The 17,513-nt window shown below is 67.0% G+C and carries 10 protein-coding genes; 1 reads left to right on the top strand and 9 read right to left on the bottom strand.

The window, feature by feature from the left end; translation table 11 throughout:
* Window positions 1–38: 38 nt before the first annotated feature.
* From addA to HHL13_RS02755, 7 genes are all read right to left on the bottom strand, one after another.
* On the bottom strand, window positions 39–3,485 hold the full coding sequence (addA, locus tag HHL13_RS02785) for a double-strand break repair helicase AddA (RefSeq protein ID WP_169554235.1): 3,447 nt from the start codon (window positions 3,483–3,485) through the stop codon (window positions 39–41).
* The gene (gene addB, locus HHL13_RS02780) at window positions 3,472–6,405 is read right to left on the bottom strand and encodes a double-strand break repair protein AddB (RefSeq protein ID WP_169554234.1); all 2,934 of its coding nucleotides are present in this window, start codon (window positions 6,403–6,405) and stop codon (window positions 3,472–3,474) included. The genes addA and addB overlap by 14 nt, the downstream gene beginning before the upstream one ends.
* Window positions 6,406–6,512: 107 nt before the next feature.
* The gene (locus HHL13_RS02775) at window positions 6,513–7,274 is read right to left on the bottom strand and encodes a nucleotidyltransferase family protein (RefSeq protein ID WP_169556739.1); all 762 of its coding nucleotides are present in this window, start codon (window positions 7,272–7,274) and stop codon (window positions 6,513–6,515) included.
* Window positions 7,275–7,284: 10 nt separating this feature from the next.
* Window positions 7,285–8,262, bottom strand: coding sequence for a phosphotransferase (locus HHL13_RS02770; RefSeq protein ID WP_206376967.1), 978 nt, complete (start codon window positions 8,260–8,262; stop codon window positions 7,285–7,287).
* Window positions 8,259–8,702, bottom strand: coding sequence for a tRNA (adenosine(37)-N6)-threonylcarbamoyltransferase complex ATPase subunit type 1 TsaE (tsaE, locus tag HHL13_RS02765; RefSeq protein WP_169556738.1), 444 nt, complete (start codon window positions 8,700–8,702; stop codon window positions 8,259–8,261). Before tsaE ends, HHL13_RS02770 begins: the two co-directional genes overlap by 4 nt.
* Window positions 8,702–9,043 (bottom strand): hypothetical protein, encoded by a 342-nt coding sequence (locus HHL13_RS02760; RefSeq protein ID WP_169554232.1) that lies wholly within the window; start codon window positions 9,041–9,043, stop codon window positions 8,702–8,704. The genes tsaE and HHL13_RS02760 overlap by 1 nt, the downstream gene beginning before the upstream one ends.
* A complete protein-coding gene (locus tag HHL13_RS02755; protein ID WP_169554231.1) occupies window positions 9,040–11,370 on the bottom strand; it encodes a PAS domain-containing sensor histidine kinase in 2,331 nt (776 codons plus the stop codon). The genes HHL13_RS02760 and HHL13_RS02755 overlap by 4 nt, the downstream gene beginning before the upstream one ends.
* Before the next feature lie 147 nt (window positions 11,371–11,517).
* Here HHL13_RS02755 and HHL13_RS02750 point away from each other — a divergent pair, with 147 nt between their 5' ends.
* Entirely contained in the window at window positions 11,518–12,624 is a 1,107-nt protein-coding gene (locus HHL13_RS02750; protein ID WP_346775464.1) for a TIGR03032 family protein, read from the top strand.
* A 96-nt stretch (window positions 12,625–12,720) separates the two neighbouring features.
* Here the strand turns inward: HHL13_RS02750 and HHL13_RS02745 are convergent, their stop codons facing one another.
* A complete protein-coding gene (locus tag HHL13_RS02745; RefSeq protein ID WP_169554230.1) occupies window positions 12,721–15,840 on the bottom strand; it encodes a TonB-dependent receptor in 3,120 nt (1,039 codons plus the stop codon).
* Between the two features lie 229 nt (window positions 15,841–16,069).
* Window positions 16,070–17,485: an adenosylhomocysteinase gene (ahcY, locus tag HHL13_RS02740; protein WP_169554229.1), complete on the bottom strand. Its 1,416-nt coding sequence runs from the start codon at window positions 17,483–17,485 to the stop codon at window positions 16,070–16,072.
* Window positions 17,486–17,513 lie beyond the last annotated feature (28 nt).

Here is a 17,513-nt window from a genome sequence, read left to right as displayed (position 1 = left end):
TTGCGTTGACCGGTATCTATGAAGCCCGTCGTCCCGGCTCAAGCGTTCGAAGCCAAGCTTTGCTCCGTGGTGACGAAGCGCGGCTTGTGTTCGGCGAGCAATTCGGGCGGCAATTCGTGCAGCGCCGGGCCGGCGGTATAGAGCAATGCCGCCTCGATCGCGCGGTCGGGAAAGATCACCGCAAGCGCGGCGGCATAGGCTGCCATCTGGCGCAGATGATAAGGCGGTACATCGTCCAGAGCCGCAGGCGCACGGCGGCCGGTCTTGAAATCGACGATGCGGATACGCTCCGGCGTGACGACCAGCCGGTCCACCGTGCCCGAAACCACGATCGTATCGACCACCGCGGCGATCGGCGCTTCGGCCAGCGCATCCGGGCCGAACAGTTCGGCAAAGCGCGGATCCTCGGTTACACCCAGTGCAGCCTTGACCAGACCGGCGCGCGCGGTGGCTTCGGCCACGCCCCCTGCCCCGGCCAGCCAGCGCTCGGCGGCCTCGGCGCGCTGCGCGGAGGGCACCGACGGCAGACGCTCGAACAGCGCATGGAGCAGGCGCCCTCGTTCCGCCGCCGCGCGCATCGCTGGGTTCGGCGGCGGATCGGAGACGCTGTCGTCCCCCAGGGAGGAGGGCGCAAGCGGACGCGGCGGTCGCGCTTCTTCCGGCGCCTTGCGGCTAACCCAGTCGGGCAGCGGCGCAGCTTGCGCGATCGCCTCGGCCGCCTCGGGTCTGGCGGGAATCGGACTTGCCGGGGTAAGGCCGCGAAACTCACGCTCGCCCTCATCCGCGATTCCGAACGCATCGAACGCCCGCGCGGCGGCGGTGTACCAGCTGTTCGCTGGTGCCTCGCCCTTCGCCATCGGCCCGAGCGCACCGGCGATCACCAGCCGTTCCTCGGCACGCGTCGCGGCGACGTAGAACAGCCGCCAATGCTCCTGAAGTTCGCGCTCGTCAGTCCGCGTCATGACCTCCTGCAACGCCCCGCCCCGCTCCCCGGCGCGCGGACGGAAGATCGGGAAAGGCTCGCCCTCATGCCCCTCAGGCTGCCAGTTGAGGATGTCGCGCGGGCTGCGTGAAGGATCGGCAGTCGCGTCGGCCAGGATCACCAGCGGTGCCTGAAGCCCCTTGGCACCATGCGCCGTCATCACCCGAACCGACCCCTGAGGCTGCGCCGCATCGCGGACGATCTCCACATCGCCACGATCGAACCAGTCGAGGAAGCGCTGGAGCGACGGCGTCGCCACATTCTCGAAATTCAGCGCGGCATTGAGCAGTTCGTCGATCGGATCACGCGCTTCCTCGCCCAGCCGCAGCAACAGCTTGCGGCGGCCCTGCATCGGCCCGGACAGGATTTCCTCGAGGAAGCGATAGGGCGTGGCGATGTCCGCGCGGCGGAGGATTTCCTGCAACGGGGCAAGGCGCTCGTCGCTCTGCGTCGCGCGAAGATGCCGCCACAGCCCGCCCTTGTCGCGCACCGCCCCAGCCATCAGTTCGTCCTGCGTCCAACCGATCAGCGGCGACACCAGCAGCGACGCCAGCGACAGATCGTCCTCGGGCTGGAGCGCAAAGCGGATCGCGGCAAGCAGATCCTGCACGGCAAGCGGCGCGTTGAGCCGCAACCGGTCTACCCCGGCAACCGGCACACCCTCGGCATAGAGCCGCGCGACGATCAGCGAGGCCAGATCGCCGCGCCGCTTGACCAGAATCATCACATCCTCGGGCCGCAGCTTGCGTCCCTTGCTCTCCAGATCGAGCACCCCGACCCAGGATTTGATCGCCCGCGCAATCTGTTTGGCCAGCGCGCGGGTGGCGTCGTCGATCCAGCCTTCCTCGCCTTCGTCGCTTCCTTCGACAGTGACCGGCCACAGCGTGACGGTGCCCGGCCCCGGCACTTCGCTGGCATGCTGCTCGATCGCGCTATGCTCGCCCATCGATTGTTGGGGCAGCGCGGCGATGGCGGCATCGACGAACTCCAGCACCGGCCGGGTCGAGCGGAAGCTGGCTGTCAGCGACAACGTCTCCAGCGGCTGCGCGCTCGGCGCCCCTTCCAGCGGATCGTAACGGTCGGGATCGAGCGCGGCTTGCGCCAGCTTCTCGAAATGCCGGTGCGCCAGCGCGAAGAAGAAGGGATCGGTGCCCTGAAAGCCGAAGATCGCCTGCTTGTAATCGCCCACGGTGAACAGCGTGCGCGTCCCCTCGCCGCGCGTCGTCTCGCCCGCGAAGAATTCGTCGGCGACCGCGCGGACGATGGTCCATTGCTTCCAGTTGGTGTCCTGCGCTTCGTCGATCAGGACATGCTCGGTCACCTGATCCAGCTTGTAGCGAACCCATTCGCCCATGCCCGGCTGGCCCAGCAGCTCGACCGTACGGCGGATCAGATCGTCGAAGTCGACGGCGCCCACGCGGCGCTTCGCGGCGGCATAGGCGCGGGCATATTCGCGCCCAGCTTCGAGACCGCGCGCGAGGATGTCGGCATAGCCCGCCTGCGCGCGCATGGTGAGAAGCGCGCCGCATGCGTCGTACAACCCGGTAGCGACATCGGCATAATCTGGGTCCTGAGGCGCCTGTCCCTTCGCAAATGACGAGATGTCCCCGTCCGCCTTCGCCCAGACCCGGTGCAACGCCGCCAGTCCCGCTGCGCGGCTTGCAGGATCACCCGCGATCCACGCGGCCGCGATCTCGACACGTCCGAGCCCTTTCTTCGTGCCCCAGGCCGCATTCATATCCGACAAGGCACGTAGCGACTGCAGATCGAAAACATCGTCCGAGCACCATTCCGCGATCTTGGCTTCGACATCCCCCTGCGGCAGCCCCATCGTCCGCCGCAACCACGGCTGGATTCCGGTGGGCAAGCTCTCCAGCGCATCCCCGGCCCGCGCGCACTGGCGCAGGAAATTCTCCGCCCCGCCCTCGCCCAGCCTGAGGCTCAGCGCGCCGACATGATCGACCAGCGCCGTGCGCCCCTCGCGCTCCGCATCGACCAGCATCTCGGCCAGTGCCTCTCGGGCAAGGACATATTCCTCGCGCCCGTCGAGCGGACGAAATCCGGGAACGAGCCCCGCCTCCACCGGAAAGGCCGACAACAGGCTCTGGCAGAAGCTGTGGATCGTCTGGATGCGCAGCCCCCCGCCGGGCGCGTCGAGCACCTTGGCGAAAAGAGTGCGGGCGAATTCGCGCTCGCGCGGGCCATACTCCTCGCCCAGTGCTTCGAGATCGCGCTGCAGCTCAAGATCATCGATGCGGACCCACCGCGCGAGGCGGCCGGTGACGCGCGCCGCCATTTCCGCCGCACCTGCCTTGGTGAAGGTGAGGCACAGGATCGCCGCCGGATCGGTCCCGCGCAGCAGCAGGCGAAACACGCGCGCGGCCAGCACCTGGGTCTTGCCGGTGCCAGCCGAGGCGGACAGCCAGATGTTGCGGCGCGGATCGCTGGCCGAACCCTGATTGCCCTTCAGCGGCGGGAGGGGCGAAAGACTAGTCCCGGCCATACCACTCATCCAGACGCATCAGCTGATCGTAATCGGCAAAGGGCGCGTATTCGGGCACCTTCTTCGCGGTGAACGGCTCCGGTCCCGTCAACCACAAGTCCGCGGCATCCTTGAAATTGGCGGCGGCGATCGAGACGAATTCGGAGGTGACGATCCGGTCGCGCTTGCCCTCGGGATCGACCGGCGTCGCGATATAGCCGAACGCATCGCCCTTCTTGGCCAGCGACCAATATTCGAATCCCGCCGCCTTGCCCGAGATACCGGCGAACCCGCCCTGCTCCGCGATCAGCCCGAGCAGGCCGAGCTGGAGGCTGTATCCCGCGCGAACCGCCTTGGCGCTTGGCGGCTGGCCGGTCTTGTAGTCGACGATCGCCAGCCCGCCGCTGTCGAAGCGATCGATCCGGTCGAATGTGCCGCTCAGTGTCACGCCGGCGAACTCGATCTCTCCGCGCTGCTCGACCGCGAGGACGCGGCGGCCTTCGCCAGCCTTGGTGGTGATTTCCTCGGCGATCCAGTCGATCGCTTCCATCAGACGCGGCTGCCACAGCGCGCGCATCATCGGATGGGTCCGCTCGTCGGTCAGCATCGCGGTGGCGCGGTCGCGCAGCTTCGCAGGATCGCACGCGTCCTTCGCAAACCATTGTTCGAGCACCGCATGCACCGCCGTGCCGCGCCACGCCGCGCTGGGATCGGCATCGACCGGATCGAGCGGCGAAAGCCCCAGCATCCGCCGCGCGTAAAAGGCATAGGGATCGGCCTTGAGCCGATCGACTTCGGTGACGCTGATCGCCTTGGGCCGCGCGGCGACCGGCGGCGCGGGTTCGGGGCGCGAAGCAGGCTGCGGCCTGCCGGGATCGTCGAGCGCACGGAGCCACTGGACGATCTCGCCAGCCGACTCGATCTGGTCGCCTGCCAGTGCGAGGATGCGCAACCAGAAGCGCGAAGCGATGGTCGGTGCGGAGGCATCGCGGCGCGCGCGAGTCAGCAGCACTTCAGGCGCACCCAGTGCCCCGGCAAGATCATGCGCGGAGAGGCCGATGCGCCGCTCCAGACCCGGCAGGCCCAGATCGGCGCGAATGCGCGGGGCCAGCCAGGGATCGGGTGCGGGCAGGCCCGGCCACACGCCTTCGTTCAAGCCTGCAAGGATCATCAGGTCGGCCGTCTGCAACCGCGCTTCGATCAGGCCGAGGATGGCAAGGCGCGGATGCCCGCCCTGCGGCGGCCGCACCGCCACTTCATCCATCAGCGTGCGCAGCATCGGCGCGAGGCTGGCGGGATCGGCGCGCGGCGGTCCGGCAGCGGCTTCGCGCTCGAGGCTGTCGAGCAAGTCCGCCGCGGCGCGGCCGTCAGCCCGGCCCCACAGACCGTCGCCGCCCAGCGCCTGCGCGGTTTCGCGAACTACCGCCAGCAGCACGGGGACCGGTTGCGGCCCGGCGGAGAAGGCGGCTTCGAGCGGTTCGAGGATCGCGCGCGCCTGCGGCCACCAGCCCTGCGCGGCGCGGCGGAGATGCCCGTCGCGGCCTTCCTGATCGGCGAGGTGCCGATCGACGCCCGACAAGCCCGTCGCGGGACGCGGCCCGCGCAGCGCACGGTCGAGCGTACGGACGCCCTCCAGCCACTGCAGGCGATCGCCGGGCATCGCCAGCGGATGCTTGAGCAGACCGAGCAACGGCAGCGGTGCAAACGCCTGCGCCGCCGCTTCGGCCAGCGCCAGCAACAGCGTCCCCGGCGGCATTACCGCCAGCGGCTGACCCGCCGAATCGTCGATGGCAATGTCCCAGCGGACAAGATGCGCCGCGACACGACGCGCCAGTGCGCGATCCGGCGTCACCAGCGCGGCGGTCCGGCCTTCGGTCTCCAGCGCCTCGCGCAGCGCCAGCGCGATCGCCTGCGCTTCCTCGGCCGGTGTGGCGACTTCCAGCATCCGCACGCCATCCAACCGGCGCTCGCCCTTCCCCAGCCGGATCCATTCATGGGTCAGTTCGGGCGGCTGCATGGCCGATGCGATCGCCTTGCTCCGCGCGGGCGCCGCGTCATGCTCGCTCTTGCCCTGCCACTCGGCGAACTCGCCCCGCCCGACGCTCATCCGGTCGAGCAGCAGCTTCAAGTGGAACTGCGGATGGGTTTCGATCGCGCGCTTGCGGCGGCCATAGGCGTCGGGCTGGTGCGGCCCCAGCGATTGCCATTCGGCGTCGCTGATCGTGGTGGCGAGGCCCGGCAGCACGACCATGCCCTGCGGCAGTTCGGCAACAACCCGCATCAGCCGTGCGATCGACGGCGCCGAGGTGGTGATGCCGGCCGTGCAGACGAACCCGGCCGGCGGATTCGCTTTCCAACGCGCCGCAACGCGGTCGATCAACTGTGTGCGCCGCTCCGCCAGATCGATCAGGCCCAGCGCCTTCAACTCCTTCGGCCAGCGCGCCAGCACCAGCTCGAACAACTGCAACGATCGTTCCCAATGCTCGGTCAGCTCGCCAAGATTGAGTTCGCGCAGCAGCCGTGGCTCGACTTCCTCTACCAGCAATTGATCGAGCGTCCGGGCGAGATCGCCCGCAAGCCGCACCGCTTCGGCAGCATCGATCTCGGGTTTCGTCTCGACGATCAGCCGGGCAAGGATCATCCGCCGCTGCAGCGGATCGACTGCGCGGGCGACCGGCTCGCTGTCGTCGGCAAAATCGAACACGGCTTCGTCGAGTTCGGGATCGCCAACCGCGACCAGACGCGGGAGGAGCAGCCCGCCCTTGCTCTCACGAACGAACGCGTCGGAAATGGCTCGCTTGGCGCGGTTCGACGGCACCAGCACCAGCCCGCGCGCGAGCCGCATCGGATCGCCGCCGAAGCGCCGGATCAGCCCGGCCGCCAGCGCATCGGCAAAGGCGCGGTGCGGCGGGATCGTGTAGAGATGGAGGCGTTCGGGCATGAGCCTTCTTGTTCCCCTTCCGCTTGCGGGAGGGGTCGGGGGAGGATGCGTCAGTTTAGTCTGACATGCCCTCCCCTAGCCCCTCCCGCAAGCGGAAGGGGAACAGATCAAGCATCCGCCAGCGCCGCCTCGGCCATACCGATCGCCTCGGGCGTGCCGATGTCGAACCACAGCCCCTGATGCACCACGCCGTACAGGCGCCCGGCTTCCATCGCGCGGGTCCAGAACAGGTTGGTCGAGAACGGCCCCTCCGGCCAATCGCGGATCACGCGCGGGCTGAGGATCTGCACGCCGATATAGACGAACGGCGCGACGCGGCCCGGCTTGCGGCGCTCGGTGATGCGGCCGTTCGCATCGACGCGGAAATCGCCCATGCCGCGATGGCAATTGGCGCGCGCCAGCGGCACCAGCAGCAGCAGCGCGTCCATCTTCTCGTCGTCCCATCGCGCCGCCAGCGCGCGGATCGCGTCGATCGGGCCGTCGATCCACAGATTGTCGCTGTTGACGCACAGGAACGGCTTGTCGCCGATCATCTCGCGCGCCTTCACGATGCCGCCGCCGGTTTCGAGCAGCCGCTCGCGCTCGTCGGAGATCAGGACTTCCATGTCCCTTACCCGCGCGCGCAGATGCGCTTCCATCTGGTCGGCGAGGTAATGGACGTTGACCACCGCACGCTTCACACCGGCAGCGCGAAGATGATCGAAAGTGTGGTCGATCAGCGTCTTGCCTGCCACCTGCACCAGCGGCTTGGGCCGCGTCGCGGTCAGCGGGCGCATCCGTTTGCCCAGCCCGGCCGCCATCACCATCACCGTTTCCGGCACCGCCGCGTCGGGCTGCGGACGGATCGACAGCGTCTTCTTGCCCTTCATGGCGCTCATTTCATTCACCGAGGATCGCCATCGGATCGCCGCGCATCTCGGGCGGCAGATTGGCGTCGAACCAGTCCGAAACGGGCTTCAGCGCCGGATGCGCCAGGTCGCGCTCCAGATAGCGCCATACGCGCGGGCACAGGCCCGCATAACGTGGCTTGCCGTCGCGCTGCCACAGCCGGGTGAAGATGCCGACGATCTTGGCGTTCCGCTGCGCGCCCAGCACATGATAGGCGACGTCGAACGCATCGCCCGCGCCGGTCATCCGCTTGTAGTAATCGAGCATCTGCGTCTCGAGCACCGCGTCCACGTCGCGCCGCGCATCCTGCAACAGCGAGACGAGATCGTACGCCGGATGCCCCGCCAGTGCGTCCTGGAAATCGAGCAGGCCCAGCGTCTCGCTGCCCTCGATCAGCATGATGTTCTCGGCGTGATAGTCGCGCAGCACCGTGACCGGGGCATGGCCGGTCAGGACCGAAGCCAGCACCTGATCCCATGCATCGGTATAGCCCTGCGCATCGACTTCGAGGCCCAGCGCCGGGCAATACCACTCGGTGAGCAGCCCCACTTCGCGATGATATTCCTTCAGGTCGTACGGACGAACATCCGCCGCTTCATGCTGGTGCAGCCGCACGAGCAGGTCGATCGCCGCTTCGTAGAGGCGCAGTTCGCTCTCGGGCGCGGCATCGACGGTTTCACGCATCCGCGCGTCGCCGAAATCCTGGAGCAGCACGAGCCCGTCCTCCAGATTCTCGTGCAGGATCTGGGGCGCCGCGAAGCCGCGATCGGTCAGCCAGCGCGCGATGTTGATGAACGGCGTCGGGTCCTCGCCCTTGGACGGCGGCGAATCCATCAGGATCGCACTGCGCTCATGCTCGACGACTCGGAAATAGCGGCGGAACGAAGCGTCGCCGGCAAGCGGCAGGATCTGCGCGCCTGCCCAGCCCGCATCGGCGAGGAAATGGGGCGCAGCGGCGGGCGGGTTCATGTCAGGGGCCATCGCGCGCTCCATGCCTCAGGGACTTTTGCTGTCAAGCTGCGCGCGCCGTCCGCTGTCACATCCAGGGTCAACCACAGCGCATCGTGCCAATATTGTTCGGGCAACCGCTCTGGCCATTCGACCAGAAGCAGCGAATCGATCCGCGCATCGTCGAGGCCGAGTTCACCGGCTTCGGACGGATCGTCGATGCGATACAGGTCGACGTGCAGCACCGGCAGGCGCACTTCGGGCGGATCATAGGGCTGGACGATCGCAAAGCTGGGCGACGGCGCTTCCCCTTCCAGCCCCAGCGCAGCGAGCAGCCCGCGCGCGATGCTGGTCTTGCCCGCACCGAGTTGCCCCGAAAGCGCGATCACATCCCCGGGCCGGACGACCCCGGCAAGGCGTTCGCCAAGCGCCAGCGTTTCTTCGAGATCGGCGAGACGGATCACTCCGAAGGCGGCCCGTCGCTCTCGCCGAGCTTCGCCACGGCGGTAAGCGCGAGGCAGACGCCCGCCAGCGCGAGCAGCGAGGTACCGAGCTCGCCGACCAGCCCGCTGATCAGCAGGAAAGCGCCGCCCGTGGCCATCAGCCCCCAGATCAGGTTCATCCGCAGCGCGCGCGACGATTTGCGGCGGGACCATCCTTCGTAGAACAATGCGAGCGCGGCCAGCGTCAGGATGCCGCCGAACAGGAGATGGACGCCGGGCGGCGACCAGCCGATCAGGCCGAGCACGCCCGAGAAGATCGCCACGCGCAGCGCGATGTCGGCGGGGGAAAGGTCCCTCATCCGCGCGGCAACTCGACGGTGACGAGGGTGCCTTCGCCGGGTTCGGAGATCAGCGCGATCTTGCCGCCATGCGCTTCGACGAACTGCTTGGCCAGCGGCAGGCCAAGACCCAGCGCGCGCTCGCCGCTGCGTGCGATGTCCGCCTGCGCAAAGCGGTCGAACGCCCGGGCCTGCGCCTCGTCGCTCATGCCCGGGCCATCGTCGGAAACGATCACCCGCGCCACGCGCTGGTTGCCGTCGAGGTGGAGCAGAACGCGGCCCTGCTCGGGTGTGCCGGAGACGGCATGGCGCAGCAGATGCTCGATGATCTGACGGATGCGCTTGGGATCGCCCGTGACGCTACCCGCGGTCCCCGCCATCTCGACCGCGAGATCGATGCCCCGCGCCTTGGCCAGCGGCGCGACCAGTTCGGCAGCATTGTGCGCGGCCAGTTCCATGTCCACCGTCTCGCGGTCCAGCGGTTTGCCTTCGCTGCCGGTCAGGTCGAGAACGTCGTCGATCAGCGCGCCGAGGCGGTCGACCGAGACGAGGATCGCTTCGGCATATTCCTCGCCGCTTTCGCTCAGTTTTCCGGCGAATCCGCCATGCAACATCTCGGCAAAGCCCTTGATCGAGGTGAGCGGCGTACGCAGTTCGTAGCTCATATTCGCCACGAACGCGGTCTTCACCCGGTCGGCGGCTTCCAGCGCTTCGTTGCGGTCGCGCAGCGCGCGCTCGACGCGGTGGCGGTCGCTGGTGTCGAGCATGGTGAGCAGCGCATTGCCGTCGGGCAGCGGCACCGCCGCAATGTCGTACCAGCGCCCATCGGCGAACTGGATCGAGCTGCCGCGCTGCTGGCGATCCTTGGCCGCCGAGCGGATCAGGTCGCCGATCACCTCGGCCTGTTGCGGCCGCGTCAGGCGCGGACCGGCGGCCTTGGTGAGCGCGACGATCTGCGGATGCCCGTCGAGGAACCCGTCTTCGAAGCCCCACAGCCCGCTGAACTTGCGGTTCCACAGCTGGAGCCGTCCCTTGCCGAACACCGCCACGGCTTCGGACAGGCTCTCCAGCGTCGCGGTGCGCACCGCCTGCATCTCGCCATGCTCGCGCTGGAGTTCCAGCTGTTGCGTGCGATCCTCGAAGATCAGCAGCAACCCGCCCTCGGGCAACGGCTGGCCGACGACGCGGAGATGCGCGCTGCCGACGGTCCAGGTCTCCTCGACCGCGTCGGGCGCGGTAAACCAGTCGCGCCGCTCCGCCTTCCATGCCGGGAAATCGCGCATCTCGGGCAAGCGATTGGCTTCGCGCATCCGTTCGAGCACGCGATCGAATTCGGGCCGGTCGGCCAGCCACTCATTCTTCATCGCGAAGATGCGGCGGAACGGCTGGTTGCAGAAGACGAGGCTGCGGTCCGGCCCGAACTGGGCGACCGCGGCCGAGATGCGATCGAGCATCGCGCGCTGCGCTTCGCCGAAGCGCTTCATCCCGCCGCGAAGCTGCTCAAGCTCCTCGATGTCCACCGCGAACCCCGCGACGCCGCCGGTCGGCAGCGGCACGTCGTGAAGGCGCAGCATCCGCCGGGCGCCGCCGATCGTGGCGGGCATGGCGGCGGTCTGCGGCTCGCCGGTATCGCGCGCGATCGCGGCATTGGCCAGCGGTCCGCCCAGCCCCGCCCCCTCGACCAGTTCCAGCCCGCGCTCGACCGTATCCTCGGCATCCTCGCCCTCGACGGCGCGGACATAGGCGGTGTTGACCATCAGCAGCCGCAGGTCCGGCCCGCGATACCACATCGGCATCGGCGCGGCTTCGATCAGCGAGGTGAGCGCATCGAACGCATTGCGCAGCCGTCCGCTGTCGCGCTGCAACCGGCTGATCTCGTCCTGGCTCTCGGTCGTGTCGAGGAACCACAGCACCGTCCCGCCCGGTGCGCGCACCGCATCGGCCGCACGATCGCCGATCACCAGCAGGGCGCGTTCGGAGCCCTTCGCGCGAACCGACAGGCTGAACGGCCGCGCGGCCTTCTGCGCCGCGGTCACCTGCGCGTTCAGCGCGGCCGCATCCTCGGGCACCAGAGCCTCGGAGACTTCGCTGAGATCGATCGGCAGATCCGCCTTGCCCAGCCAGTCGGACAATTTGCGGGAAAGCTCGACCCGCCCGTCGGAGCGGATCACCATCGCCTGCGCCGGCGATCCCTTCGCCAGCGCCTGAAGCCGGCTGTTGGCGTCCTGCATCGCGCGCGCGCCGGATCGCGCACGCAACCCGGCGGCCAGCGCCCAGGTCGCGGCCACGACCAGAAATGCCAGAACGGCCCCGGCGAGCGCCGCCGCGGAAGTGGAAATCTCGATCAACGCACGCCGTCCCGGGCCTTCATAATCGATCCTTATGCCAATCGCGGGGCCAACGGGAAGCGGGGCAAAAGAAAAAGGGACGATATGGCTGCGAACCCGGCCCGGCCGAGGCTATAGCGAGGCGTCAAGTTCAGGAGTTCGTGCCGCGTGTCCGCCATTTCCCGCACCGAAGCCGAAGCAATGCTCGCGCAGGGCCGCGATTACGATCCCGCCGGCACGAACATCCGCATCACGCCGGGCCTCGCGAAATGGATGCTGGCCAATGCCTGCTCGCTGGCCTTCACTTCGTACCAGACCGGCCAGCTGTTTCTCGCCGGGGTCGCGCCGGACGGACGCATCGCGTTCAGCGAACAGAATTACGCGCGCGCCACCGGCCTCCACTTCGCCGATCGCACGCTGAGCGTCGCGTCGATGTTCCAGCTCTGGACGCTCAGGGACATGCTGCGGCCGGGCCATTTCGCCAACAATGCCCATGACGCGGTGTTCGTGCCGCGCGGCGCGCAGACGGTGAACTATCTCGACCTGCACGAGCTGGGCATGGAAGCATCCGGCCGGCTGGTCTTCACCAACAGCCGCTATTCCTGCCTCGCCACGATCGACGAGACATACAGCTTCCAGCCGCTGTGGAAGCCGTCCTTCATCTCCGCGCTGGCGCCCGAGGATCGCTGCCATCTGAACGGCATGGCGATCACCGATGGCACGGTGCGCTACGTCACCGCTTTCGGCACGACCGACAGCAAGGATGGCTGGCGCGCGAACAAGGAAAGCGGCGGCATCCTGATCGACGTGCCCAGCGGCGAGATCGTGGCCACCGGCCTGTCGATGCCGCACAGCCCGCGCGTGCATGAAGGCGCGGTGTGGCTGCTCGACAGCGGGCGCGGCTGGATCGTGCGCATCGATCCCGTTAGCGGCAAGCGCGAGGACGTGGCCTTCTGCCCCGGCTTCCTGCGCGGCCTCTCGTTCCACAACGGCCATGCGCTGGTCACCATTTCGAAGGCGCGGCACGACGATTTCGGCACTCTCCCGATCGAAGCCGAACTGGCGAAGCGCAGCGCCGCGGCGGCATGCGGCGTGATGGTCGTCGATCTGGCGAAGGGCGAAGTGGTCGAATCGATCGGCTTCGAAGGCGCGATCACCGAATTGTTCGACGTGACCGTCCTGCCCGGCATCCGCAATCCGATGTCGATCGGGCCGGCCACCGTAGACATGATCGGCACGGTCTCGATCGGGGATTTCGGTACGCTCGGCGCTTGACCGCAAGCCTCCCCCCCTGGCGGGGGGGGATTTGAAACAAAAAAGGGCCGGACAGCATCTGCTGCCCGGCCCCTTTTTTCGTTGCGGCCTCCCGGCTCAGAAGCCGATCGACGCGCCCATGCGGAAGTAACGGCCCAGAACACCCGGGAAGTAGGTGACCGTGCCGCCACCGGTCGGCGACGGGAACGGCGGTGCCTGGTCGAGGACGTTGTCGACGACGAAGCGCAGGCTGAACCGCTTGTCGAAGCGATAGCTCATGCCGGCATTGACGAACACCACGTCACCCACGCCGCTGATCGAACGCGCGGTCGGGCTGGCATCGGCGTCGAACACGGCCTTGCCATAGTAGTTGGCCTGGATGAACGTGTTGAAGCCGCCATTGGTGTAGTCGAGGCTGGCAACGCCCTGATGGCGCGAATAGCCGATCTCGGTCGCGGTCTGCGCGGTGGCCGAATTGGCGTCCGCACGCGACGTCAGCGTATCCAGATACTGGTAGCTGACGTTCAGCCCGATCGTCGAGTTGGCACCCAGGAACGGGGTGCCCGTGCGATAGTCGAGCGACGCGAGGACGCCCTTGTAGCGCAGTTCGGCTGCGTTGAAGTAGCCGCTCTCGATGAACGACAGCTGGTTCGAGGCATCGCGCTGGATGCGGCCGCAGAACTCGTTCGCCGGGAAGTTGCTCGAGTCATAGCAGTTCGCCACGATCTGATCGCCGCTCAGCTGGGTGATCACGTCGTTCACGGTGATGTCGACATAGTCGGCCGAGAAGGACAGGCCCGGGATGAAGCGCGGACGGAAGATCGCGCCAACGGTGAACGCGTCGGACTTTTCGTTCTTCAGGTTCGGGTTGCCCGCGATTGCCTGGAGGAAGCTGGCATTGTCCGACGTTGCGTTGAAGTTGGTCGGCAGGCCGGCCGCGGCGCAGTTTGCCGCACGAGTGGCCGGGCTCGGGCCCTCATCCTGCTCGAACTGATCGCAAGGATCGGTCGCGAAGTCGAAGAAGCTGCTCGACGGGTTGAACGCCTCGGTGATGAACGGCGCACGGATGGCGCGGGTAAAGTTGCCGCGGATCGTGACGTCGCGGATCGGCTGCCAGCTTGCGCCCGCCGTCCAGGTCAGGTCGCCGCCCGCGGTCGAGTGATCGACCCAGCGCGCCGAGCCCGCCAGTTCCAGCGAGTGGATGAACGGGATATCGTTGTTCGGGCCGATCAGCGAAGCGCGAAGCTCGCCGAACACTTCGTTGGTCTTATACTCACCATACAGCGGCTGCATCGTGACGCTCTGGCCGAACGCAACGCGATCGTTGGTCGGATCGCCATCGCCGTCCGCATCGGTCAGCGGATCGGGATCCGGGCCGCCACGGAAGAAATCGCCCGGATCGAAGTCCTGCTTCTCTTCGCGATGCTCGTAACCGATCGCGAACGAGAAGTCGCCGCCCGGCAGCTTGAACAGCGCGCCGGAAAGCGATGCGGTGAAGATCCGCTGCTCGTTGACCGAACGCGGATGGGCGATCGCGGTCACATAGTCACGCGCAGCCTGCGACGACTGCTGGCCGAACAGGTTCAGCGGCGCGCAGGTCGAGCTGATCGTCTGGGCAGCCGAATTGGTGTAGCCCGGACGGCACACGATGTTGCCGTTGCCGTCGAGCACTGCGTCGACTGCGTTGAAGAAGTTCTGCGTCGCGATCGTCGGAACGTCGCCATTGGTTTCCGAACGGCCGTAATTGCCGACGATCTGGAAGGTCCACTTGTTGCCGCCGATGCCGGTGAACGAACCGTCCAGACCCGCAACGAAGCGAACGATCTCGACATTGCCGGTGGCATAGCCAGTGGTGATGTCGGTGTTGGCGCGGTTGAGGTAAAAGGTGCCGCCAGCCGACTGCGCCTGGATGATCGAGCGCGCCTGCGGGGTGAGGAACGGATTGTCCGTGCTCATGATGATCGCGCCGGCCGGATCGCCTGCATAGCCGAACAGATAGGAGTTATACTCCGGCTGGTCGCGCAGGTTCACGCCCTGGCTGCGGCTGTACCAGCCTTCGCCGAAGAAGCGCAGATTGTCGCTGATGTTGAAGCTCACCAGCATGTTGCCGCTGTAGCGCTCGGTGTCCGTCAGCAGGTTGGTCAGCGGCACGAGGCTCAGGCCGTTGCCGCCCGATGCGTCGGTCTGGAAGGTCGTCGGATTGCCGTTGGCATCCAGCGGACCGAACGAGGTGCCGAAATCGATCGGGATCAGGTTGCCGGTGCGGTCGAAGCGGAGCGCGCGGCCCTGCGCATCGACGAAGCCGCCCTGCGGGAAGCCGAGATTGGCTTCCTGGCCCTGGCTGACCGGGATGAAGTCGAACACGGTCGGGATGCCGAATTCCGAGATGGTCGGGATGCGGCGGTCGCGGAAGATCACTCGGTCGAACGGCGAGCTGGGATCGTTCGGACGGCCGAAGAAGCCGCCGTCGAACAGCTCGGGACGATCGGTCGCGAGCAGGCCTTCGCCCTTGTTGTACTCGCCCGAGACGGTGATGTTCAGGCGGCCGTCGAAGAAGTTGCGGCCGGCCAGACCGCGGAAGCGGTAGTTGCCAGCATCGCCGCGGCTGGAAATGCCGTACTGCGCGTCGAGCTCGAGGCCCTCATAGTCGCGCTTCAGGATGACGTTGACGGTGCCCGCGATCGCGTCCGAACCATAGATCGGCGCGCCGCCGATCACGATCGTCTCGACGCGGTCGACCAGCTTGGTCGGGATGACGTTGAGGTCGACCTGGTTGCCGCCCTGCCCGGTCGGACCGAAGATCGACGCGGTGTTCGAACCGACGAAGCGGCGGCCGTTGACCAGCGTCAGCGTGCGCTCCGAGCCGAGGCCGAGGAAGTTGACGAAGCTCTGGCCGGGACCGAAGCTCGACTGGCCGCCGACCGGGCTGCTGCCGGGAACGCCGAAGGCCGGCAGTTCGTTGAGCGCCTGACCCAGCGTTTCGAAGCCGCGTGCTTCGATCTGCTCCGAACCGAGAACCACCGAAGGTTCGATCGTGTCGTAGTTGGGACGCGCGATGCGCGAACCGGTGACGAGGATTTCATTCCCATCTTCTTCGGCCTGCGGCGCGGGCGCCGGATCCTGAGCCTCGACGGGGTCGCTCTGAGCCCAGGCCGGAACGGCGTGAGTCATCGCGATGGCGGCAAGCGAAGCGGTAAGCGTGAGGCCCGCGCGGGACCGGGCAGCGAAAATACGCATGAAGAAACCCCTTAATACTGAAGGCTCGCGATCAGACGAGAACATTTCTGCTCTTTGTCCAAGCCATGTCCGGGGGACGCTTAACGGGCCGTTTCGGTTGCGATTCGCAACAATTCTGTAAGAGTGTGCCTTTCTCGACACAGCGCCAGCTGTATTATCACAGCAAAACGGCCACCCCTCCCGAGGGAGAAGCGGCCGTTTCGTACCTCACGCTTTCGCGCAGGTCGGATCAATAACGATAGTGATCCGGCTTGAACGGACCTTCCACCGGCACGCCGATGTAGCCGGCCTGCTTCGGGGTCAGCTTCGACAGGCTCACGCCCAGCTTTTCCAGGTGCAGCGCCGCGACCTTCTCATCGAGATGCTTCGGTAGGACGTACACTTCGTTCTTGTAGTTCTCGCCGCGGGTCCACAGCTCGATCTGGGCCAGCGTCTGGTTGGTGAACGACGCCGACATCACGAACGACGGGTGGCCGGTCGCGCAGCCCAGGTTCACCAGGCGCCCCTTCGCCAGCACGATGATCTGCTTGCCGTCCGGGAACTTCACCAGGTCGGTGCCCGGCTTCACTTCGTCCCACTCATAGTTCGAGAGGGCAGCGATCTGGATCTCGCTGTCGAAGTGACCGATGTTGCAGACGATCGCCATCGGCTTCATCGCCGCCATGTGCTCGGCGGTGATCACGTCGGCATTGCCGGTCGCGGTGCAGAAGATGTCGGCGCGCTTCACCGCCTCTTCCATCGTCACGACTTCGAAGCCTTCCATCGCCGCCTGCAGCGCGCAGATCGGATCGATTTCGGTGACCATCACGCGCGCGCCGCCGTTGCGGAGCGACTGGGCCGAGCCCTTGCCGACATCGCCGAAGCCGGCGACGCAGGCGACCTTGCCGGCCAGCATCACGTCGGTGGCGCGACGGATCGCGTCGACCAGCGATTCCTTGCAGCCGTACAGGTTGTCGAACTTCGACTTCGTGACCGAGTCATTGACGTTGATCGCCGGGAAGGGAAGCTCGCCCTTCTTGGCGATCTCGTACAGGCGGTGAACGCCGGTGGTGGTCTCTTCCGAAACGCCCTTCAGGTTCTTGACGGTCTGCGTCAGATAGCCCGGATACTTGGCGATGAACGCCTTGAGCGCGCGCTGGAACTCGACTTCCTCGTCATTCTCCGGCTCGCCCAGCGTCGCGCCGGCTTCGAGCTTCGCGCCCCACAGTGCGAACATGGTGGCGTCGCCGCCGTCGTCGAGGATGATGTTCGCGGTCGTGCCGTCGCCGTCCGCGCCCCAGTTGAAGATGTCGCCGACATAGTCCCAATATTCGGCCAGGCTCTCGCCCTTCACGGCGAACACCGGCACGCCGGTCGCGGCGATCGCGGCGGCGGCATGGTCCTGGGTCGAGAAGATGTTGCAGGTCGCCCAGCGGACGTCGGCGCCGAGCGCGGTCAGCGTCTCGATCAGCACCGCGGTCTGGATCGTCATGTGCAGCGAACCGGTGATGCGCGCGCCCTTCAGCGGCTGCGACGGACCGAACTCGCTGCGCAGGCTCATCAGGCCGGGCATCTCGGTCTCGGCAATCTCGATTTCCTTGCGGCCGAATTCGGCCAGGCCGATGTCCGCGATCACATAGTCGGGTTTGTCGACGACGGTAGCCACTGAGCGTTCTCCATTGGAAATTCCGGGG

It is taken from the genome of Sphingomonas sp. G-3-2-10 (assembly GCF_012927115.1).
Taxonomy (GTDB): domain Bacteria; phylum Pseudomonadota; class Alphaproteobacteria; order Sphingomonadales; family Sphingomonadaceae; genus Sphingomonas.
This window is presented reverse-complemented; position numbering and strand designations above follow the sequence as displayed.